Here is a 22118-nt window from a genome sequence, read left to right on the forward strand (position 1 = left end):
CCGGCGGCGCTGCGCTTGCACGGGCCTACGTTTTCCCCGGCCTGGCTTTTGTAGGCCGGGTAAGCGAAGCGCCACCCGGCAAAAAGCACTCACATCACGCTTTCGAGATTTTTCAGGAAATCTTCAACTTGCTCTGACGAGGCCGTATCGGCCTGATAAAGAATGTCCAGCGTGACATTCTTCAGGCCGCAAAAGCCGAAAACGCCTTCAACTAACTGGGTTCGTATCGCCGTCGAATAGCCGTGTTTATCAAAGCCCTTGAGATCGCTGCCCGCCGTCGCGACAAGGCGTACCGGCACATCGCGTAAGTTACCCACAATTCGACCGTCTTCCGCCACCTTGTACGCCCAGTTCAGGGTGAGTACCCGATCAAACCAGCCTTTCAGCAGACCCGGAACGGACCACCAGTAGATCGGGAAGACAAACACCAGCATATCTGCCCGCTCCACACGCTGTTGCTCACGCCGAATATCGGCAGGAAGGGCGCTGGCATCCCCGTGATACAAATCAAGATCGGGACGCAGCATTGCCGGTGTAAAGGCTTCAGCGTGGAGATCGGCAATCTCGACCTGCGTGCCTTGTTCACGTAAGCGGGCGGCAATTCGCGCCGCCAGCGTGTGGGATAACGAATTTTCGACAGGGTGAGCCGTCACGATCAGCGCATTATCTATGACATGTGTTACAGACATAACCACCTCAGCAGCAAGTTAACCTGCCACCTATATTACTATTGGTAACTTACGTGTCAATCCGTCGGCACCACTCATTTTGTGCTGTCGGCACAGGTGTTCAGTACGCCAAACATCGCGCCGCAGAGCATATCTTCCGCGACGTTTCGGGCAAGTACGCCGTTGCTGGCAGCGGTGCTAAGCGCCTCCGCCGCACCAATAATGGCTGTCAGCGCCGCTTCACCCTGTACTCCTTTCAGGGTGATATAGGGGGAGAGCGCCGTGCGCAGGCAGTCTGCACATTCGGCAACGCAGGCTTCCCGGAATGTCTGCAGCGCCCGGGAGCCGGACAGGGCCGCAGCGATAGGCCCTGTCTCTGGTCCAGCGCTGATGGCGCAATCAATATAGGCGGCACTGAAAAAGCGGACGGTGTTATCCAGCGTTTTATTGTCGACATTCAGCGTTTCACGGAATTTTTTTAACTGCCGATCGCTGTAATCCTGATATAGCGCCATCAATAACCCTTCACGATCGCCGAAGTGATCGTAGGGAATGGGCTTGGTGACGTTTGCCCGCTCGGCCAGATAGCCCAGCGTCAGTGCCTCGGTGCCTTGCTGACGCACGATCCCACGTGCCACTTCCAGCAACTGTACCCGTCGATCCTCTTTTCTTAACCGTTTAACGACCATATTGCCCTCGCGCCAGTGTCTACTAAAGGTAGTTTACACGGTTTATTCGCGAGGCTGTATGCTTTGTAGATATACCGCCACGGCAAAAAAGGCTCCCGTAGCGGGAGCCTGATGCGCGCTTAGGGTAGCGAGGGCTCACCCAGGGTTAACATCAAACGGTTCGCCCAGGCGAAGAACGCGGCAGACTGCACCAGATCCAGCTGGGCCAGGGTATCCAGGCCCTCGCGTTCCAGCGCTGCCAGATGCCCCGGCGTCACTGCGGGTGGTGTGACCGACAGCGCGGCGGCAAAATCGATCCCCGCCTGCCAGCGTGGTGACTGCCCGCTGCTCAGCGATTGCCCTGGCTCGACTGCCAGCACTCTTTCCACGGCATCATCATCCTTCGACAGCTGGCTGGCTTTCCGCGCATGGACAGAGGCGCAGTAAATGCAGCCGTTCACCTTGCTGGTCACCGCCGCAGCCAGCTCTCGCTCAGCCCGCGACAGGCCGCCGGAGGTATAGAAAATCCCTTTATCGGTGAGCGTTCGTTGTTCCAGCACCGGCAGATTACGCCCCAGCAGGCGGAAATAGTCGGAGTCGGTATGGCCGAATTTAGCGAGGAGCGCCTGCTCATCGGCGCTGAATTCCGCCAGGGGTTTGGGTGCCAGCCACGGTTCCCAGCCCAGCTCTTGCTGGGTAAAGACCACCGGTGCGGCTTTGCCGTTTTTAGTGAGCGGCACCGTGTGCCAGTGGCCCGCCACAACAGGGAGATCGCTGGCCGCTACCGGTTTGTCATTAAGCAGCCGCAGCCCAACGATCAGGCGGCTCTGGAAGCTGACAAAGGCGATCAGCTGCGCCAGGGTGACAATCCCTTCTTTGCTCCAGCCTGCCAGGGTGAGCGCATTGATCGCCCCCGGGGTGGCCTGGACCGGAGAGAAGGTCAGCAGACGGGCGAAGGTCAGGGCGGAAGTGAGACGCACGGAGGTAGGATCGGCCAGGCCAAACCCGGCATAGTGGGCCGCCAGCGCGTCGGCGTTGTGCCATTTCGCCACTTTTGCCGCTACCGCAAAGCGTTCGTCCAGCGCAAAGTCGGTATCCTGCTGACTGAATAAGGTTTCGTAGCTCCCCTGAGCATGACGCGTGGCCGCCTCGCGAGTGAGCCGTGCCTGTTCCAGCGCGGAACCCGGGGCAATCTCCGCCAGTTCGGCGAGAATATCCTGACTTAAAGCCATAGTGACTCCTTATAAAAGATGAGGGGCGATCTGCTCTGCGATTAACTCAATCGAACGTAAGGTGTCCTGATGCGACGGCTCAACCGAATGCACCTGGAATGAAATGTCGGTGGCGCGCGCCAGCACCGAATCCTCAGCCAGCGAGGCGAGCACCGTCTGCGGCGCGCCGATGTGCGCATCAAACTGGCGGATATAATCCGTGACAGTGTCACCTGCAAGGGCGTGCCCGGCGGCCTGATGCTGCTGCGCCTGATGGGTCAGGCCCGGTTCGGCAATCTTTAGCGCGTACGCATCGCTGTCGGCAACAAATGCGGTGCGCGAGGCCAGAATACGCGGGGCAACGCCGGACGGCAGGGCGTCGAGATAGGCGTCGATAATCGGATTCTGGATCGCATCCAGCGGCAACAACAGATTGTCCGCCGGGCGCGGCTGGGTGCGGGAGAGCATCAGGCCGTGACCCTGCTGTGCGGCACGCACCGCCCCCTCCACCGAAAAGGTGGCGATCCACACCCGCTCCGTCAGGCCGGGCGCGGGCGGATAGAGATGATTATCGGGATGAGTCAGGGAATCCCCGCGCCAGGCGCTCTGGATCAGATGCAGGTGATCGGCAAAGGTCGCCGCCCGTTCGTTGATGGTCAGCCCGAACGGCAGAAACGAGGTCGGCGTGCCGCCGGAGCCAAACCCGACCTCGAGCCGTCCGTCAGACAGCAGATCCAGCACCGCCGCGTCTTCCGCTACTCGCAGCGGGTTCTCCAGCGGCAGGGTGATAATGGCGGTGCCCAGACGAATGCGGGTGGTGAACGCCGCAACCTGGGCGAGGAACACCAGCGGCGACGGCAGGCCGCCTTCATGCTCGTGAAAGTGGTGTTGCGCGATCCACGCGGTATCAAAACCGTAGCGTTCAGCATGGCGGATCTGCTCTGTTGCCAGGCGATAGCGTTCTTTGGCTGGGGCAGCGTCCAGCAGGCGGGTGAAGAAACCCAGGCGTTTACGCGTCATGCGTACTCCTTCTGTGAAAAATGGGGAATGGCGTCGATCAGCTCGCGGGTGTAGTCGTTCTGCGGTGCGGCAAACAGCGACTCAACTGCGCCGTGCTCAACAACCTGACCGCTGCGCAACACGGTGACGCTGTGGGCAATGCGCCGCACGGTCGCGAGGTCGTGGGTAATAAACAGATAGGTCAGGCCCAGCTGCTGTTGCAGCTGCTGAAGCAGGGCGAGGATCTGCGCCTGCACGGTGACGTCCAGCGCCGAGGTGGCTTCATCCAGTACCAGTATGGTCGGCTCAAGGATCAGAGCCCGGGCAATGGCCACGCGCTGGCGCTGTCCGCCCGAGAGTTCCCGCGCGGTGCGGGTTAACAGCTCCGGCAGCAGGGCCACCTGCCTGGTGACGCTCTCCACCCGGGCGGCGCGCTCGGCTTTGCTGACCGGGGCGAAGTTTTTCAGCGGCTCTTCGATGATTTCAAACAGCGTCTGACGCGGATCCAGCGAGGCAAAAGGGTTCTGGTAGACGAACTGGATCTTCTGTCGCAGCTGGCGACGCGCCTCGTGGCTGAGGGTGGTGGCATCAATATTATCGATAATCACTTTACCGCTATCGGCCTGCTCAAAGCCCAGCAGGATCCTGGCGAGGGTGGTTTTACCCGAGCCCGACTCCCCAACCAGCGCGTGGGTGCTGCCGCGCTGCACGGCAAAGCTCACCGCGTCCAGCGCCTGAAGCTGATGACCTTTGCCCAGCGCAAAACGTTTGCTGATCCCGGAAGCCTGAATAGCCGGTGAGGCCAGTGGGCGACCCGCTACCGGGGCGATGGTCAGCCGCTGTCCGTTCAGATCGCTTAGCAGCTGGCGGGTGTAGGCGTGCTGTGGGGCACGCACTACGTCGGCGGTAGCGCCATGCTCCTGCACCTCGCCGTTGCGGAACACCAGCAGCCGGTCGGCACGCTGGGCCGCCAGGGCCAGATCGTGGGTGACGAACAGCACCGCCGTGCCGGATTCGCGGCGCAGCAGGTCCAGCAGATCGAGAATGCGTTTTTGCACCGTCACGTCCAGCGCGCTGGTGGGTTCATCGGCAATGATGATGTCCGGGCGCAGGGCGATAGCGATAGCGATCAGCACCCGCTGCTTCATGCCGCCGGAGAGCTGATGGGGAAACTGCTTCATCCGCTGCTCCGGGTGGCTGAGGCCGACTTTGGTCAGCAGGGCCAGCACCTGGCTATCGCACTCGGCCTTACTCATCTTATGATGCAGACGCAGGATTTCCCCCACCTGGGCACCAACGGTCTTCACCGGGTTCAGGGAGTTACCCGGATCCTGCGGCACCAGGCTGATGCGCGCCCCGCGCAGGCTGTCGAGCCGTTTAGCTGACCACTGGCTGAGATCTTCGCCGTTCAGACGAATGCTGCCAGCATCGCGGCGGGCATTATCTGCCAGCAGGCCGATGATCGCCTGCGCGGTGGTGGTTTTCCCGGAGCCGGACTCTCCAACAAAGGCCAGCATCTCGCCGCGCCCGAGGGTAAAGCTGACGTTATGCACCACTTCGCGCCACTCGCGACCGGTGCGGTAGCTGAGGGTCAAGTTTTCCACAGATAAGACGGTCATGAGCGACCTCCGCTTAACTGACGGCTGATACGGTTGGTCGCCAGCACCACGGCGATCACCACCAGGCCGGGGAAGGTGGTTAACCACCAGGCGGTTGAGAGATAGTTCCTGCCCTCGGCAATCAGCAAGCCCCATTCCGGGATCGGCGGCGGGGTGCCGTAGCCGAGGAAGCTGAGAGTCGAGAGCGCCAGAATCGCCTGACCAAACTGCAGGGTGGCAAAGGCCAGCACCGCGGTCAGGGAGTTAGGCAGAATGTGGCGCCACAGCACGGTCCAGAAGGTCCCGCCGCTGCCAAACGCCGCTTCGACATAATCGGTGTGGCGGATGCGCACCACTTCACCGCGCGCCAGGCGGGCAAAGCTGGCGATCGACGCCACCCCAACGGCAATGGCGGCATTCAGGGTCCCAAAGCCGAGGAGAATAATTACCGTCAGGGAGAGCAGCAGTGAAGGGATGGCAAGCAGCACGTCCACCAGCCGCATCAGTACCGACTCCACCCGTCCGGCAAAGGCTCCGGCAATGACGCCGATAGCGGTGCCAATAAACAGCCCCATCGCCACCGCCACCAGTGCAGCGCTCAGGGAGTGCGAAGCACCGTAGACGATGCGGGTATACAGATCGCGTCCCAGCTGGTCGGTGCCGAGCCAGTAGCCTGCCTGGGGTGCCAGCCGCTGCGCCCCGGCAATGCCTTCAATCGGGCTGAAAGAGGTAAACAGCCCCGGCGCGATGGCCGCCAGCGCGGCAGCGGCAACAATGGCCCAGGCAAACCAGAGTCCCGGCTGCCAGCGCAAACCGCGCCATGCGGGAATGCGTTTGCGCGCCGCCGCAGCATAATCAACAAGGCTCATGCAGCACCTCCGGTCACGGTTTTCAGGCGGGGATCGAACAGCGGCATCAGCAGATCCACCAGCAGGTTAATCACTACAAAGCCGAGGGCCGAAATCATCACCACCGCCTGTAGTACCGCGATATCCTGGTTATTGACCGCCTGCTGGGTCAGTAACCCCAGACCGCTGCGGCCAAACACGGTTTCGGTGATCAGCGCCCCGGCAATCAGCTCGCCCAGCAGCAGCCCGGCGATGTTCAGCGCTGGCAGTAGGGCATTGCCGGTAACGTGCCGCCAGAGGACGGCGGTTTTACTCAGCCCTTTGGCTCGCGCTACCGCGACAAAGGGCTGGGCGGCCACCTGATCCAGGCTGCGCATCAGGATCTGCGCCAGCGGGGCGGAGATGGGAACGGCGACGGCGATAATCGGCAGGATCAGCCCCTGCAGAGGCGTCGGATTAATCACCGGGATCAGCCGCAGCTGGAACGAGAACAGCTGAATCAGGGCAATCCCCAGCCAGAAGGTCGGCAGGGAGATAAACAGCACTGGCAGAGACTGAATGGCGTTGCTCAGCCAGCGCAGCCCCGGCAGGCGCGAGGCCAGCGCCAGAGCGAAAGCCAGCACCACCGCCAGCGCAAAGGCGGGCAACGCCAGACTCAGGGTATCCGGCAGGTTGGTGGCGATCAGCTCACTCACCGCCACGCCCGCCTGCACCGAGAAGCCAAAATCGCCACGCAGCATCGCCCCAAGGGTATGCAGATACTGCTGCCACAGGGGACTGTCGGCCCCGTACGCGATCCGCATCTCTTCGATTTGCGCCGGGCTCAGACCCAGGTCCGGATTCTGGAACTTAATCAGCACCGCATCCCCCGGCAGGACCTGGAGCAGCACGAACGACAGGGTGAACGCCGCCCATAGCACCAGCACTCCCAGCCCGGCCCGTCGCAGCAGATAGTGGCTCATCGTCGCCTCCTTAGTGTTTCTCGAGCCACGCGCCGTAGAACGACGGGCGACCGACCGCTTCAAAACTCACCCCTTTCAGCCAGGGGGCACCGGCAAAGACCTAGGGCTCTTCAAAGATCGGGATTACATAGGCGTTATCCAGCAGATAGCGCTGGGCATCGCCGGTGAGCTGCAACCGTTTCTGCGGATCCACTTCGGACGAGATGCTGACCAGCAGGTCGTTGAGCTTGTCGTCGCGGAAGCTATTGACCTTGTCGCTGGAGCCGCCTTTTTGCAGCAGGGCGTCGCGGTTGTTGGGATAGAACATGCTTTTCACTACGTCCGGGTCGGCACGGCCCACTTCCGAGACGGTGAGCGGGGTCTTCAGCGGGTCGAGGTTATCGAGGACGTGGCTTCCGGCATCACCCGCCTTCACGTTGAGGGCCACGCCTACCTGGCGCCACTGCTGGGCCACCAGCTGCAATACCTCTTTATTCTGCGGCTGCGGCAGGGATTCGTAGATGATCAGGGCCAGACGCTGCCCCTCTTTAGCGCGGATGCCGTCGCTGCCCGCTTTCCAGCCCGCCTCGTCCAGCAGGCGGCTGGCTTTGGCCGGGTCGAAGGTCAGCTTGTCGCTGAGATCGACATAGCCTGCGGCAGAATCAGCAATCACCGATTTGGCCTGCGGATAGTTAGGCGAGAAGAGGGTCTCGACCACCTGCTTCGCATTGGTGGCGTGCAGCAGCGCCTGGCGTACGCGCACGTCGGCCACCAGCGGGTTATCCGGGCGGAAGCTGATACTGTCGTTCACGCCCCGGGTCGGGGCGGCGTAAATCTGATACCCCTGTTCGGTGGCCTGTTTTTCGTCATAGGCCTGCACCTGGCGGATAAAGTCGGCTTGTCCGGCAAGCAGCGCGCCGACGCGAACGCTGTCTTCCGGGGTCACCAGGTAGGTAATGCCATCGAGGTTCGCCGGGCCCTGTTGGGCGAGGTTTTTCGGCCCCCAGGCGTAGTCTTTCCGCGCCTGAAGGTTAACTTCGCGGCCCAGCTTTTCGTCTTTCACCACAAATGGACCAGAGCCGATGATATGGCGGGCATCGCCCAGCTCCTCAAAGTTACGTTGTAACGTGCTCAGGGAGACCAGACCCGATCCTATGGTGGCAGTTCCTTGTAAAAAGCCCGGTGACGGTTTTTTGAAGTAAAACCTGACGGTCTGGGGGTCAATCACTTCGCTGCGGTCGTAATTGTTGATCACTTCCGACACCGGCAGGCGCTGGGCCTTGTTGCCTTTGCCGTAGGTATCGAAGTTCTTCGCTACCGCGTTAGCGTCCAGCGGCGTGCCGTCCGAGAAGGTCACCCCAGGACGGATCTTAAAGGTGTATTCGGTTTTATCCGCGTTGGTGCTCCAGCTTTCGGCAATCCACGGCTCCACTTCCAGGGTCTTCGGGTTCTGCCAGGTGAGCTTGTCGGTGATCTGATTCAGGATCCCACCGTTGGGGTAAAACCCGCCCGCCGGAGGATAGAGGTTGGTGTGAGCCTGTTGCTCGAGATAGACCAGCGTGCCGCCTTTAACCGGCGTGTCAGCAGCATACGCAGCTGTTGTCGCAAGAATGAGCGCCGTCAGCAACGGAAGGCGAAATGGGGTTTGCATGGTGTATTCCTTTGTTATCTTCTTGTTAGCGTCGAATGCATCTTCGGACGGGGCAGAAAAGAAAGGAACAAAGGAATTGAGCTAAGGATTTGCGGAAAGTGGCAATAAAAAAAACCGCGCCGGGAGGGGCGCGGTTAACGGGGCAGAGCAGCCTGCTTATGAACGGAAATCGATCACCATACGGCCACGGATCTGGCCTTGCTCCATCTCTTTAAAGATGGCGTTGATATCCCCCAGCGGACGCAGCGCCACTTTCGGCACCACTTTACCTTCGGCGGCAAACTGGAAGGCTTCGGTCAGGTCCTGACGGGTGCCCACCAGCGAGCCCACCACCTGAATGCCATCCAGCACCAGACGTGGAATATCAAGGCTCATCGCTTCCGGCGGCAGGCCCACGGCGACCACACGGCCACCGGCGCGAACGGCATCTACCGCAGAGTTAAAGGCCACTTTCGCCACGGCCGTTACCACCGCAGCGTGTGCGCCGCCGGTCTTTTCCTGGATGAATTTAGCGGCATCTTCATTACGCGAGTTGACCACCAGATCGGCCCCCATGCTCTCGGCCAGTTTCAGCTGTTCATCATTGATATCAACCGCAATCACTTTGGCGTTGAACACGTTTTTGGCGTACTGCAGTGCAAGGTTCCCCAGCCCGCCGAGGCCATAGATAGCGATCCACTGACCAGGCTTAATCTCAGAGACTTTTACCGCTTTATAGGTCGTTACCCCGGCGCAGGTGATACTGCTGGCGGCGGCGGAATCCAGGCCGTCCGGCACTTTTACCGCATAATCGGCAGTGACGATACACTCTTCCGCCATCCCACCGTCCACAGAGTAGCCCGCGTTCTTCACGTTACGGCACAGGGTTTCGTTACCGGAGTTACAGTATTCGCAGTGGCCGCAGCCTTCGAAGAACCACGCCACGCTGGTGCGATCTCCTGGTTTCAGCGAGGTGACACCAGGGCCAACCTCCTTGACGACACCGATGCCTTCATGGCCGAGGATCACCCCGGTCTTATCGCCAAAATCACCGTTTTTGACGTGAAGATCGGTATGGCAGACGCCACAGCAATCCATCTTCAGCAGCGCTTCCCCGTGTTTCAGCGGGCGCAGGGTTTTCTCGGTCACTTCTACCTGATGGTCTTTGGTCACGACAGCAGCTTTCATATGTTTCTCCATTTTCATATTGCGGATCTGCGGGGCAGGTTCGACAGGACGAAATACCCATTAAGGATTAGGTTATTTAATGATTGTGACAAGGCCGTAGCAACATAATGTAATAATTTAATTGCTTTTTTGCGGCCAGGGTCGCGCAAAATGAGTAATGAGCTCAATAATAGAGTGGTTATTATTTCTGCAGTAAATGTGTAATGTTTCTGACATAACCAGACCGTAAGGTGTTGTCTTCTCAATAACCGAAGAGTTAAAAAGACAATGCATCTGGTAAAAAAATTTCTCGCAGTGAGCGTTCTTTTGTCCGCTTCCGTACAGGCGCAAAACATCCTCGAGTTCCCTCAGCCTGACAACAACCCGGAAGAGTTTTATGCCGTCACCGAAATTCCGGCGGGCGGGATCATTAAGTATGAAACCGACGCCAAAACCGGCTTTATCATCGCCGACCGTTTCCAGTCGATGCCGGTAGCTTACCCGGCAAACTACGGCTCGCTGACCCAGTCGCTGGCAGGGGATGGCGATCCGCTGGATGTGATCTTCTATACCCGTGCGCCGATGGCCCCGGGCACCCTGATTAAACTGCGCGCCATTGGTGTGCTGAAGATGATCGATGGCGGCGAGAAGGACGATAAAATCGTGGCGGTACCAGCCAGCAAAATTGACCCGACCTATGACGACATCAAAGAGCTGAGCGATCTGCCGAAGATAGAGCAGCAGCGTCTGGAGTCCTTCTTCCGCGTCTACAAGCAGTTGCCGGAAGGGCGTAAATCGGTGGAGCTGAACGGCTTCAACGATGCCGCTACCGCGAAGCAGGAAATCAAACAGGCATGGGATGCCTGGAAAACCCGTCAGCCGAAGTAAAAAATTGCCCGGCGGCGGCTACCCGCCGGGCGATTTCCTACAGCTGCGCCGTCAGCGCGGCAATCTCCTCCTGCCACTGTGCCTGAAGCTGCGGCTTCTGATGTTTAGGCTTACGCAGCCGATCTTCTTCCAGCAACCTCTCCAGCATAATCAACCGTTCCAGCAGATCTTCAGGTACCTCAGGTTCATCTCGCTGCCCGGCCTGAACCGGCACAACATCGAGCCCGTTGCCGTTCCGCAGCCGGGCAAATACCGCGTCGGCATCATGCCATTCGCTGAGCTGACCATCTTCAATCAGCCAGAAGCGGTTACAGCTCTGACTGATTAACTGCCGATCGTGGCTGACCAGCAGCACGCCGCCCTCGAACTGTTGTAGCGTTTCGGCCAGAGCCTCTTTGCCTTCCATATCCAGATGGTTGGTCGGTTCGTCGAGCATCAGCAGGCTAAAGCGGGCCAGCGTCAGACCAATAAACAGCAGCCGGGAACGCTCGCCGCCGCTGAGCGTGCTGACTTTTTGCCCGTGGCGCGCCCAGGCGAACCCGGCGGAGATCAGCGCCATCTTGCGATCCTGGATGTTCGGTGCGAAGGGCTCCAGAGCGTCAATCAGCGTGGCGTCATCCGCCAGCTGATGCAGGGTTTGGTCGTAATAGCCCATTGCCACACGCGGGTGGATCTTCAGCCCGGCCTGCGTTTCTCCGGCATTAAACTGCCGCCAGATCAGCCGCATCAGGGAGGATTTTCCACAGCCGTTGCGTCCGACAATCGCCACCCGATCGCCGCTTTTGAGCCGGACGTTCTCTACCGAGAATAACGCCGGCAGGCCAGGGGCAGGCGGAACGTCGAGGGTGTCAACTTCCAGCAGCCGGTCGGCACGCAGCGCATCGCCACGCAGAGTTAAAGTCCATGGCGTGCCGGTGGTTAACGCCGTCTGGCTCTCCTTCAGCCGCTCTACCTGGCGCTCCATCTGTTTGGCTTTGCGGGCCAGATCTTCGTTGTCGTAGACCTTGCCCCAGGTCGCCAGCCGTTTCGCGCTGGCGGTGACCCGGTCGATCTCCTTTTGCTCGGCTTTATGGCGCAGGGCGTCGCTCTCGTCTTTCTCTGCCAGCGCCTGACGGGCGCGGGTGCAGGGAAGGGCGAAGTAGTGCAGCGTTTTGTCGCGCAGGATCCAGCTGCCGTTGGTGACGGCATCCAGGAGCTGTCTGTCGTGAGACACCAGCACAAAGCTGCCGGACCAGCGCTGTAGGAACTGTTCCAGCCACAGCAGCGTATGCAGATCCAAGTGGTTGCTGGGTTCATCCAGCAGGAGCAGATCCGGCTCGCTAATCAGCGCCCGCGCCAACAGAAGACGGGTATGCTGGCCGCCGCTGAGGGTCGCCGAGGGCAACGCCATATCGTCCGGGGTAAAGCCCATGCTCGCCAGCAGCGTTTCTGCCCGCCAGCGCAGGCTTTCACGCTCGGCCACCGGCAGCTGCGCCAGCACCGCATCCAGCATGGTTAACGGATAGATCGTCTCCGGAAGATGCTGTTCCACCCGCGCCATCAGGCAGTGGCCGGCCAGCGCCACCGTGCCGGAAAGCGGCGTTTCGGTGCCATCGAGGAGCTTCAGCAGGGTACTTTTGCCGCAGCCGTTATCGCCCAGCAGACCAATGCGGTCGCCTTTTTTCAGGCTAAAGGTGAGATCGTTAAACAGCGTGTCAAAGGCGGTATCAACACGGAGAGAAAATGCAGTCAGTAATGTGTTCATTTGCTTACTCAAGAGTTACAGGCATGAAAATGCCTCGTCAATCAACGCTGACGATAACCCGGTAAGCCCGAGAGAAGGGATGTCTTAGGTGTCTTCGCTCAAGCCGAAGTTATCGCAGCACGAAACCGATAACGCTTGAGCAGGTGCGATCACCAAGGTGGAATGAAATATCAAAGATTTCATTGCACAGCATAATTAGCCTCCTTTTTATTCAGTGGGTTGATGGATGAAGCGAGTGTAGCGGGGAAGGTGCCTTTCAGCAAGGAATGTTAGTTGGTTGCATTTTGAAACCACATCATCTAGCCTTTATTTGGTTTTATTTTAAAACCAATTCAGAGGGTGTGAGAGCATGAAAGTGGAAATGGCGTTATCGCCGGGTGAGGCGAAACCTGCGGGTCTGTCGCGTAGCCTGGTTTGGCTCTTTGCGATCGCCAGCGGAATGAGCGTGGCGAATGTCTATTACGCGCAACCGCTGCTGGATGCGCTGGCGCAGGATTTTGCTATCAGCCAGGCGGCGGTCGGCGGCGTTGTCACTGCCACACAGGCCGGTTGTGCGCTGGCGCTGCTGTTTCTGGTGCCGCTGGGTGACGGGATGGATCGTCGTCGATTGATGACGATCCAACTTCTGGCACTGGTGGCCGCGCTGGTAGCGGTGGGGATGGCGCGAACCGCGCCTGTGCTGCTGGCCGCGATGCTGGCCGTTGGCCTGCTCGGTACGGCGATGACCCAGGGGTTGATCGCTTATGCGGCGAACGCGGCTGCGCCTCACGAGCAGGGGCGTGTGGTGGGGGCAGCGCAGGGTGGGGTCTTTATCGGGCTGCTGCTGGCGCGGGTCTTTGCCGGGGGCGTGAGTGACCTTGCAGGCTGGCGCGGAGTCTATTTCTTTGCCGCATTCCTCATGCTAATGATTGCGATCCCGCTGTTGCGAGGGCTACCTGCTACACCAGCGGTTAATGCTACGCTCAGCTATCCGCGCCTGCTCGCCTCAATGGTGACGCTGCTTCGTCAGGAAAAGGTCTTACAGGTCAGGGGCATCCTGGCGCTGCTGATGTTTGCGGCGTTCAATATTTTCTGGAGCGCGTTAGTGCTTCCCCTGAGCGCTGCGCCTTATCACTTTTCCCACACAGCCATTGGCGCATTCGGGCTGGTGGGGGTGATTGGTGCCATTGCCGCCGCCCGGGCCGGGCAGTGGGCCGACCGGGGACTGGCGCAACGCACCAGCGCGATGGCGCTTCTGGCGCTGCTGCTGGCCTGGTGGCCGCTGTCGCTGATGGAGGTGTCACTCTGGGCGCTGGTGATCGGCATCGTGCTGCTGGATCTAGGCGGTCAGGCGCTACATGTCACCAATCAGAGCCTGATTTTTCGCACCCGGCCAGATGCGCACAGTCGGCTGGTTGGCCTCTATATGCTGTTTTACGCCTTCGGCAGCGGGCTGGGGGCGATCGGCACCACCGTCACCTGGGCCCATTTTGGCTGGCAGGGAGTGTGTTTGCTGGGGGCGATGGTCAGTTTGCTGGCGCTGGTGTTCTGGTGGGTGACGCGGGGCAGGTAAGGTTCGCCGGGTGGCGGCTACGCCTTACCCGGCCTACGGGTTCGGTGGGGTGCGTGCCGGGCAAGCGAAAGCGCCGCCCGGCGATACAGAGGTTAAATCGATGTCCGACGGTAGCTGCGGTATTCCGGCTTCCAGAAGTTCTCGTCAATCGCCTGCTGCAACGCATCGGCAGAAGTTTTCACCGCCACCCCTTGCTGCTGCGCCATTTTGCCCACGGCAAAAGCGATCGCCTTCGACACCACGTGAATATCCTTCAGCTCCGGCAGCACCAGCCCTTCACCGTTATTGACCAGCGGGGAGTGCTTCGCCAGAGTTTCGCTGGCGGACATCAGCATCTCATCGGTGATGCGCGATGCGCCTGAGGCGATAACGCCAAGGCCAATCCCCGGGAAGATATAGGAGTTGTTGCACTGGGCAATCGGGTAGATTTTGTCCTTCCAGACCACTGGCGCAAACGGGCTGCCGGTGGCAACCAGCGCATTGCCTTCGGTCCAGGCGATGATGTCCTGCGGGGTGGCTTCCACGCGCGAGGTCGGGTTCGACAGCGGCATCACGATTGGGCGGGCGCAGTATTTATGCATCTCGCGGATGATCTCTTCCGTGAAGAGCCCGGTCTGGCCGGAAACGCCGATCAGAATGTCCGGCTTCACGTTGCGGACCACATCCAGCAGGGAGAGCACTTCGTTATCGGTATCCCAGTTTTTGAGGTTCTCACGCTTTTGCACCAGTTTGGTCTGGAACGGCAGCAGGTTTGGCATGGCGTCGGTCAGCAGGCCGAAGCGGTCGACCATAAAGACGCGGGAACGCGCCAGCTCTTCGCTGAGCCCTTCGCGCTGGGTCTGGGCGATGATCTGCTCGGCAATGCCGCACCCGGCGGAACCAGCGCCGAGGAAGACGATCTTCTGGTAGCTGAGCTGGTTGCCCGCCGCGCGGCTGGCCGCAATCAGCGTGCCGACCGTTACCGCTGCGGTGCCCTGAATATCATCATTAAAGGAGCAGATTTCGTCGCGATAGCGATTCAGCAACGGCATGGCGTTTTTCTGGGCGAAATCTTCAAACTGCAGTAGTACGTCCGGCCAGCGGTGTTTTACCGCCTGGATGAAATCATCCACGAACTGATAGTACTCGTCGTCGGTGATGCGCGGGTGGCGCCAGCCCATATAGAGCGGATCGTTAAGCAGTTGCTGGTTGTTGGTGCCCACATCCAGTACCACCGGCAGGGTGTAGGCCGGGCTGATGCCGCCGCAGGCGGTGTAGAGCGACAGCTTACCGATCGGAATGCCCATTCCGCCGATCCCCTGGTCGCCGAGTCCCAGAATACGTTCGCCGTCGGTTACCACGATCACTTTGATGTTGTGGTTGGAGACGTTCTGCAGAATGTCATCCATGTTGTGACGGTTCTGATAAGAGATAAACACGCCCCGCGAGCGGCGATAGATTTCCGAGAAACGTTCGCAGGCGGCGCCGACGGTTGGGGTGTAAATCACCGGCATCATCTCGTCGAGATGGTTTTGCACCAGGCGATAGAAGAGGGTTTCGTTGGTATCCTGAATATTGCGCAGGTAGATGTGCTTATCGATTTCGGTTTTGAATCCCTGGTACTGGATCCACGCGCGTTCGGCCTGTTCTTCGATGGTTTCAACCACTTCCGGCAGCAGGCCCAGCAGGTTGAAGTTGCTGCGCTCTTCCATGCTGAAGGCGCTGCCCTTGTTCAGGAGAGGGAACTCCAGCAGAACCGGACCGGCGTAAGGAATATAGAGGGAGCGATTTTTTTTGGCTTTGTTGTCCATGTTACTCACTTAATTTTTGCATATCCGTCCCTGGCACTGTTGTTCATCATCTTCGCTGTCGTGCCCATAGGGGGTGTCAGGCAGGTAGTATAAAGGAGGTGAATGTTAAAAACTGCAACATACAAATAAAAACACCATCGGTTTTGCCGATGGTGTCGGGGATCTTTAGGGAGAACTTACTTTGGTTCGTGGCGTTTTCTGCCGGTGGCGTGGGTGACTTGCGTTTCATTGCCCCCCTCAATCACCACTTTGCGCTGGTTAGACAGCTTGTAGTTCAGTCCCAGAATATGGCGTGCCTGACGGTTCGATTTCATATTGACTCCTCCATCCTGTTGATAGTGATAAGGTGATCGAAATATAACCCTTAAGGTTGCCTCTCCAGCATAGCAGGTTTTCAGAAACTGGCGTGTTGCCCGCTGACAACGTAGTTAATGGTCTGCTGGTAGATATCACTGAGGATGTCATTATCTGAGGCTTCGACCCATTTGGTCAGTTCCATCAAAATATCATCTTCAGTGACAGCACCCATTTCAGCGCGTAAACCCTGTGCGATAGCATTAACCAGTTCCGGCTGTGCGGATGTCGTATTTGCAGAATAATAATTAAACATGTTGCCTCCGTGTCGTTTTCTGTTTAATGGTCCGGTTCGCAAAAACATCGTGATATTCAGAATGACAAATATTTTTGCCGCTGTGTTTAAGAATCCTCTCAGAAATATTGCTGTCATAAAATCATGCTTTTTCATGATCTTAAAAAATAGAATATATTCTTTGACTCGTTAAAAATATTCCTGTGTTAGTTGGCCTCTAAATTAAATATCGGCAAGGACGGATTTAAATTACACGGAAAAAGCCTGATTGCAATAGCCATAACCTCTCCGACTTCACAGAATAATCCTGATATATCACTCTTTCGGGCTCGCTCTTCAGCGTGGTCTATACTAAATGCTTTGTAAGCCAACAAGGAGAGCAAGAATGACAATTCATAAGCACGGTTCAGCACACTGGTCTGGTGATATTAAACGCGGCAAGGGGACGGTTTCGACGGAGAGCGGCGTTCTTAATCAGCAGCCTTACGGCTTCAATACCCGTTTTGAAGGTGAGAAAGGTACCAACCCGGAAGAGTTGATTGGTGCTGCGCATGCGGCTTGTTTCTCTATGGCCCTGTCGCTGATGCTGGGTGAGGCGGGCTATACCGCCGATTCCATCGACACTAATGCGGATGTCTCGCTGGACAAAACCGACAGCGGTTTTGCCATCAGCAAAGTCGCTCTGCAGAGCAAAGTGACCGTTCCGGGCATCGACCCGCAGCAGTTTGACGGCATTATCCAGAAAGCGAAAGCGGGATGCCCGGTTTCACAGCTGCTGAAAGCGGAAATCACCCTCGACTATCAGCTGAACTGATTGTCCTGCCGGGCGTTGCGCCCGGCTATCCCTTCACCGCGGCGGGAAAGACCTCCGCCAGCCACGCGATAAATACCCTCAGACGATGCGTCATATGCCGGTTTTGCGGATAAACCACGTAAAACGGGTAGTGCGGCGGGCGCCACTTGTCGAGGATCTCCACCAGCGTGCCCGCTTCCAGCAGCGCGCCTGCTGAGTATCGAAACGTCTGTATTATCCCCATCCCGGCCACCGCTGCCGCCAGATGACCATTGCTCTCGTTCACCCCGATATGATGCACAAGATTAATGTCGCGGGTCTCGTTCTCATGGGTAAAGCGAAACGGCACGGCGCGTCCGGTTACTGGCGACAGGTAACTTACCAGCTTATGGCCGTTGCGCAGCTCCTCCGGATACGCGGGGATCCCGTACTGCTTCAGGTAGCCCGGCGTGGCACAGGTGACCATCTCCGCATTGCCAATATGCCGGGCAATAAGCGAAGAGTCCTCCAGCGCGCCGCCGCGGATAACGCAGTCCACATTGCCGCTGATCAGATCCACCGGCCGGTCGGCCACGCCAAGATCGATACGGATAGCGGGGTAGCGGCGCATAAAGTCCGGTAGCGCAGGGATCAGCACGTCCCGCGCTGTAGAGCCGCCCACGTCAATGCGCAGGTGCCCCTGGGGCTGCTGTTTCGCCTGACTGAAAGAGGTGTCGATCTCTTCGATATCAATCAGCACCCGGCGGGCTTTGTCGTAATAGTCCTGGCCCTCTGGCGTCGCCGTCACCCGGCGGGTTGTGCGTTGCAGCAGCCGCACATCCAGATGGGCCTCCAGCGCTTTCACCAGCTTGCTGAGGGTGGCGATGGGCATATTCAGAGAGTCCGCCGCCCGGGTAAAGCTGCCGGTTTCTACCACGCGCGTAAAGGCGCGCATGGCCAGTAATTGATCCATAGAGAGGCGCTCCGCCATAGAGATTATTCCCACAGGGAAAAAGTGATTTCCATTTTTGCTAATTTTTCGCTAATGCCGCAAGGGATACAGTGCTTCCACACCAACAATGTGGAAGGAAAAGCAAAATGAACACAGCATTAACAGGTAAAATCGCACTCGTCACCGGCGGCACCAGCGGCATTGGTCTGGCAACGGCAAAAGAGCTGCAAGCCCAGGGGGCGAAGGTCTATATCACCGGTCGCCGCCAGGCGGAGCTGGACAACGCCGTCGCCACCCTCGGCGGGCAGGTCACTGGCATTCGCGCCGACGCCTCCGTACTCGCCGATCTTGATACCGTTTATGCCCAAATTGCTGAACAGTCCGGGCGGCTGGATGTGCTTTTCGCTAACGCTGGCGGGGGCGATATGCTGCCTCTGGGGGCGATAACCGAAGAACACTTTGACCGCATTTTTGCCACCAATGTCCGCGGCGTACTGTTTACCGTTCAAAAAGCGCTGCCGCTGCTGGCCGACAAAGCCTCGGTGATCCTGACCGGCTCCACGGTCTCTATTAAAGGCACCGCTAACTTCAGCGTCTATAGCGCCAGCAAGGCGGCGGTAAGAAACTTCGCCCGCTCCTGGGCGCTGGATTTGCAGGGGCGCGGCATTCGGGTGAACGTGGTCAGCCCGGGCCCGATTAAAACCCCTGGGCTGGGAGAACTGGTGCCAGAAGATCAGCGGCAGGGGCTGTTTGATGCCTTAGCCGCCACGGTACCGATGGGGCGTATTGGCGAGCCGGAAGAGGTGGGTAAAGCGGTGGCGTTCCTCGCCTCCGATGCCGCCAGCTTTATTAACGCTGTCGAGCTGTTTGTGGACGGTGGGATGGCGCAAATCTGACACAAACCAGCCTACCTGAACGTGCCATGGACGGCATGCTCATCTTCAACAACAGGGATGTTTTCTGTCCTTTATTGCCTAAATAACCATTCACATTGATTATTTTTGAGCCGAATCGATCTTTTCTGGATATATCCTCGTAATACTATTAGTCCACGAATGTAATTTATGCTAAACAAGAGCTTAAAAGGCCTAACATTCGACCAGGAAAACTAGCTGTGCTGACGACTCTCATTTATAAAAGCCAGTTAAATCCATCCTGCCAATCATTATCTCTTATTTCACTTGTTGAGAAAGCCAGACAGCGGAATTCCGCCCTGGACGTGACGGGCATTTTGTTGTTTAACGGCGCCGATTTCCTGCAGATCCTTGAAGGGCCAGAAGAGGTCCTTGAAAAACTGTTTTGTAAGATCCGCAGCGACAAGCGCCATCACAGCGTGGTGGAGCTGATGCGCGATTATGGCCCGCGCAGGCGCTTCGAAAATGTGGGCATGCTGCTCTTCGACCTGCTGGTGGATAGCCAAAAATCGGTGCTCTCATCGGTGCTGCGCTACAGCAAGCTGGACTACTATCTGGCGGCGCAGGATCGGGTGTTTAAGTTTATTCAGTCGTTTATTACCCGGGAACAGCCCACCCGCGACGGAGCGGTTTTTCTGCCGGAAAGATGGAAACTGGCCCCGGAACACGCCCCGTTTGGGAAATGCATCAACGGGCCCATCGATAACCAGGTCTGCCAGTTTGCCCTGCAACCGATCATTGAACCCACCGAGGGGAAAATCTCTTCGCTGGAAGCGCTGATCCGCGGTAACGACGGGGGAAGCCCGGAACGCTTTTTTAGCGCCATTGATCAGGACAAAATGTACGAAGTGGACCTGCAGACCAAGGCGTATGCCTTTGCGCTGGCGGAGAAAATTGGGATTGGCGATCATAAAATCGCCGTTAATCTGCTGCCGATGTCGCTGGTGAACGTCCCTGGCGCCGTCGATTTTCTGATGGATCAGATCCTCATCCACGGCCTGCAGCCGGAGCAGGTGGTCATTGAAGTTACCGAAAACGAAATGATCTCCGGATTTAATCAGTTTAACAGCGCCATTAAGCAGCTTCGGGCGGCAGGTATTGGCCTGGCGATCGATGATTTTGGCTCCGGGTATGCCGGGCTGTCGCTGTTAACCCGTTTCCAGCCGGATAAGCTCAAAATCGACCGTGAGATTGTCAGCGACATCCATTTGAGCGGCCCGAAGCAGGCCATTGTGAAGTCGATTATCAGCTGCTGTACCGACCTGGAAATTGCGCTGGTGGCCGAGGGCATCGAGAAGATCGAAGAGTGGGCTGGCTGGAGTCGGCTGGCATTAAGCGTTTTCAGGGTTTTCTCTTCTCCCGGCCAAAATTAAACGGGGTAGGTGAGATCCACTGGCCGCAGTTTTCCAGCGCGCCTTTTCTGAGCGATTAAATATTCAGCAATAAGGATTGAGTAAATAGTTGAATATTTACAATGCTTCGCAGGCTAAATTATTAGCAAATATTTTGTAATGCTGTGATTTTAATAAATTAAATTGTTTTTCGGCTTTTTTATTAATAAATAACTTTAACTCAATGTTAATTTTGCGCTGCCGATAATACCTCAGACCGTATTGTTTTTGAGGTATTTATGTCATTAAAAAAGTCGTCTCTTACCATCCTGCTTGCCCTGCTGTTTTTCTTTGTCGCCAGTGCCGCTACCAACGTCTGGCTGGCCATTAAAAGCAACAACTCCCTGGATAACGTGAATAAAGAGATTCAGGTGGTGTTATCCATTATCGATCCCATTAACCATAGCCGTACCCTGCGCGTGCGGGTTATGGAGTATATGAAACAGGTGGAAAGTGGCGACACCACCGGTCTCGATGAGAAGCTGGCCTCCGTTAAGCTGGCTCTGACCAAAGCCGATGGCGCCTTCGCCGCCTTTAATGACGCCCCCCGCCTGGCGGACGAAGCGCCGCTGGTGAAAAACTATAATGACGGCTGGCTGGCCTACCGCGATCGTGGCCTGGTGCCGCTGATTGAGGCGGCCTCTGCCCATGACAAGGCAAAGTTTGATGCGCTGATCCCGCAGATTTCTGGCCTCGACCGTCAGTACGAAATTGTTCTCGATGAGGTGCTGTCGGTGCACCAGAAATACGCGAAACAGTTAAATGACGATGCGCGGTCGCAGTTTTCTTCCGGCTTAACCATCATTATCGCTTTTGCCGCCCTTTTTGTGGTGGTCATTGTTGGGGTAAGCGTCCTGATGAAGCGGTTTGTCTTCGCGCCGATTCATCTCGCCCGTGAGCACTGCAGCCAGATCGCCGCCGGTAAATTAACGGAAGCGGTCCCGCAGAAAACCGGATCGAACAATGAGATCGACCTGCTGATGGGCTCGATGGAGGAGATGCGTCTGGCCCTGCTGGATACGGTCTCTCAGGTACGTGCTGCCTGCCATACCGTTAACCACGCCTCGCAGGAGATTGCCTCCGGCAATATCGACCTGGCTTCCCGCACCGAGCAGCAGGCCGCAGCCCTGACGGAAACGGCCGCCAGCATGGAGCAGCTGAGCGCGACGGTTGCCAATAATACCGAGAACGTCAACCAGGCAGGTAAGCTGGTGCAGGATGCGGTGAACAACGCCCGTACCGGGGAGGCCGTGACCCGCGAGGTGATCGACACCATGAACACCATCGCCGCCAACTCTCAGCGCATCGAAGATATCACCAGCGTCATTAACAGCATCGCTTTCCAGACCAATATTCTGGCGCTGAATGCCGCCGTTGAAGCGGCTCGCGCCGGGACGCAGGGGCGTGGATTTGCGGTGGTGGCGACTGAAGTGCGCACCCTGGCGCAGAAAAGCGCCGTGGCGGCGAAGGATATTGAGAACCTCATCGCCCAGTCGGTTTCCAGCGTGAAAAACGGTTCGCAGCTGGTGAATCGCTCGGGTGAAGTCATTCATGCCATCATCACCTCGGTGAACAAAGTCAACGCGCTGATGGAGCAGATTCAGGTGGCGTCCGAAGAGCAGAGCCGCGGCATTGGTCAGGTAGGACAGGCCGTGACCGAAATGGATGGCGTGACCCAGCAGAACGCCGCGCTGGTGCAGGAGTCTGCGGCGGCAGCGGCTTCGCTGGAAGAGCAAGCCAGACACCTCACCCAAAGTATTGCCAGCTTCCGCCTCCCGGAACCAGCATAAGGCAAT

Annotated in this window: 18 protein-coding genes and 2 pseudogenes; 6 read left to right on the forward strand and 14 right to left on the reverse strand. The window is 58.0% G+C overall.

What is annotated here, in order from left to right:
* Nucleotides 1-89: 89 nt before the first annotated feature.
* The 9 genes and pseudogenes from DVA44_RS11995 to adhP all read right to left on the reverse strand — a co-directional run bounded on the left by DVA44_RS11995 (nucleotide 90) and on the right by adhP (nucleotide 9751).
* Nucleotides 90-689 (reverse strand): NAD(P)H-dependent oxidoreductase, encoded by a 600-nt coding sequence (locus tag DVA44_RS11995; RefSeq protein ID WP_114387054.1) that lies wholly within the window; start codon nucleotides 687-689, stop codon nucleotides 90-92.
* Between the two features lie 74 nt (nucleotides 690-763).
* Nucleotides 764-1357, reverse strand: a complete 594-nt coding sequence (locus DVA44_RS12000; protein ID WP_114387055.1) for a TetR/AcrR family transcriptional regulator — start codon at nucleotides 1355-1357, stop codon at nucleotides 764-766.
* Between the two features lie 119 nt (nucleotides 1358-1476).
* Entirely contained in the window at nucleotides 1477-2568 is a 1092-nt protein-coding gene (locus DVA44_RS12005; RefSeq protein ID WP_114387056.1) for an alkylhydroperoxidase domain protein, read from the reverse strand.
* A 9-nt stretch (nucleotides 2569-2577) separates the two neighbouring features.
* The gene (locus DVA44_RS12010; protein WP_114387057.1) at nucleotides 2578-3567 is read right to left on the reverse strand and encodes a putative FMN-dependent luciferase-like monooxygenase; all 990 of its coding nucleotides are present in this window, start codon (nucleotides 3565-3567) and stop codon (nucleotides 2578-2580) included.
* A complete protein-coding gene (locus tag DVA44_RS12015) occupies nucleotides 3564-5165 on the reverse strand; it encodes an ABC transporter ATP-binding protein (protein WP_114387058.1) in 1602 nt (533 codons plus the stop codon). The genes DVA44_RS12010 and DVA44_RS12015 overlap by 4 nt, the downstream gene beginning before the upstream one ends.
* The gene (locus tag DVA44_RS12020; protein WP_114387059.1) at nucleotides 5162-6013 is read right to left on the reverse strand and encodes an ABC transporter permease; all 852 of its coding nucleotides are present in this window, start codon (nucleotides 6011-6013) and stop codon (nucleotides 5162-5164) included. The genes DVA44_RS12015 and DVA44_RS12020 overlap by 4 nt, the downstream gene beginning before the upstream one ends.
* Nucleotides 6010-6954: an ABC transporter permease gene (locus tag DVA44_RS12025; RefSeq protein WP_114387060.1), complete on the reverse strand. Its 945-nt coding sequence runs from the start codon at nucleotides 6952-6954 to the stop codon at nucleotides 6010-6012. The genes DVA44_RS12020 and DVA44_RS12025 overlap by 4 nt, the downstream gene beginning before the upstream one ends.
* A 10-nt stretch (nucleotides 6955-6964) precedes the next feature.
* Nucleotides 6965-8584 (reverse strand): annotated as a pseudogene (locus DVA44_RS12030) (TIGR04028 family ABC transporter substrate-binding protein).
* Nucleotides 8585-8740: 156 nt separating this feature from the next.
* Nucleotides 8741-9751 (reverse strand): alcohol dehydrogenase AdhP, encoded by a 1011-nt coding sequence (gene adhP, locus DVA44_RS12035; protein ID WP_114387061.1) that lies wholly within the window; start codon nucleotides 9749-9751, stop codon nucleotides 8741-8743.
* Between the two features lie 267 nt (nucleotides 9752-10018).
* On the opposite strand from adhP, the gene DVA44_RS12040 reads away from it, so the two are divergent.
* Entirely contained in the window at nucleotides 10019-10618 is a 600-nt protein-coding gene (locus tag DVA44_RS12040) for an inorganic diphosphatase (RefSeq protein WP_114387062.1), read from the forward strand.
* Between the two features lie 37 nt (nucleotides 10619-10655).
* On the opposite strand, the gene DVA44_RS12045 is transcribed toward DVA44_RS12040, so the two are convergent.
* Entirely contained in the window at nucleotides 10656-12362 is a 1707-nt protein-coding gene (locus tag DVA44_RS12045) for an ABC-F family ATP-binding cassette domain-containing protein (RefSeq protein ID WP_114387063.1), read from the reverse strand.
* A gap of 349 nt (nucleotides 12363-12711) precedes the next feature.
* On the opposite strand from DVA44_RS12045, the gene DVA44_RS12050 reads away from it, so the two are divergent.
* A complete protein-coding gene (locus DVA44_RS12050; RefSeq protein WP_114387064.1) occupies nucleotides 12712-13914 on the forward strand; it encodes an MFS transporter in 1203 nt (400 codons plus the stop codon).
* A gap of 92 nt (nucleotides 13915-14006) precedes the next feature.
* Here the strand turns inward: DVA44_RS12050 and DVA44_RS12055 are convergent, their stop codons facing one another.
* The 3 genes from DVA44_RS12055 to bdm form a co-directional block, all read right to left on the reverse strand.
* The gene (locus DVA44_RS12055) at nucleotides 14007-15704 is read right to left on the reverse strand and encodes an NAD-dependent malic enzyme (RefSeq protein WP_103179618.1); all 1698 of its coding nucleotides are present in this window, start codon (nucleotides 15702-15704) and stop codon (nucleotides 14007-14009) included.
* Between the two features lie 176 nt (nucleotides 15705-15880).
* Nucleotides 15881-16018 carry a stationary-phase-induced ribosome-associated protein gene (gene sra, locus DVA44_RS12060; protein WP_103824386.1) on the reverse strand — a complete coding sequence of 46 codons (138 nt, stop codon included), beginning with the start codon at nucleotides 16016-16018 and terminating at the stop codon, nucleotides 15881-15883.
* A gap of 80 nt (nucleotides 16019-16098) precedes the next feature.
* Nucleotides 16099-16314: a biofilm-dependent modulation protein gene (gene bdm / locus DVA44_RS12065; RefSeq protein WP_039028747.1), complete on the reverse strand. Its 216-nt coding sequence runs from the start codon at nucleotides 16312-16314 to the stop codon at nucleotides 16099-16101.
* Nucleotides 16315-16678: 364 nt separating this feature from the next.
* On the opposite strand from bdm, the gene DVA44_RS12070 reads away from it, so the two are divergent.
* The gene (locus DVA44_RS12070) at nucleotides 16679-17107 is read left to right on the forward strand and encodes an OsmC family protein (RefSeq protein ID WP_114314957.1); all 429 of its coding nucleotides are present in this window, start codon (nucleotides 16679-16681) and stop codon (nucleotides 17105-17107) included.
* Nucleotides 17108-17132: 25 nt separating this feature from the next.
* On the opposite strand, the gene DVA44_RS12075 is transcribed toward DVA44_RS12070, so the two are convergent.
* Nucleotides 17133-18038, reverse strand: a complete 906-nt coding sequence (locus DVA44_RS12075) for a LysR family transcriptional regulator (RefSeq protein ID WP_114388411.1) — start codon at nucleotides 18036-18038, stop codon at nucleotides 17133-17135.
* A gap of 125 nt (nucleotides 18039-18163) precedes the next feature.
* On the opposite strand from DVA44_RS12075, the gene DVA44_RS12080 reads away from it, so the two are divergent.
* From DVA44_RS12080 to DVA44_RS12090, 3 genes and pseudogenes are all read left to right on the forward strand, one after another.
* A complete protein-coding gene (locus DVA44_RS12080) occupies nucleotides 18164-18913 on the forward strand; it encodes an SDR family oxidoreductase (protein ID WP_103824389.1) in 750 nt (249 codons plus the stop codon).
* 218 nt (nucleotides 18914-19131) lie between these two features.
* Nucleotides 19132-20363, forward strand: a pseudogene (locus DVA44_RS12085) (diguanylate phosphodiesterase).
* A gap of 198 nt (nucleotides 20364-20561) precedes the next feature.
* On the forward strand, nucleotides 20562-22112 hold the full coding sequence (locus DVA44_RS12090; RefSeq protein WP_114387065.1) for a methyl-accepting chemotaxis protein: 1551 nt from the start codon (nucleotides 20562-20564) through the stop codon (nucleotides 22110-22112).
* Nucleotides 22113-22118 lie beyond the last annotated feature (6 nt).

The organism is Leclercia sp. W17 (genome assembly GCF_003336325.1).
Lineage (GTDB): Bacteria > Pseudomonadota > Gammaproteobacteria > Enterobacterales > Enterobacteriaceae > Enterobacter.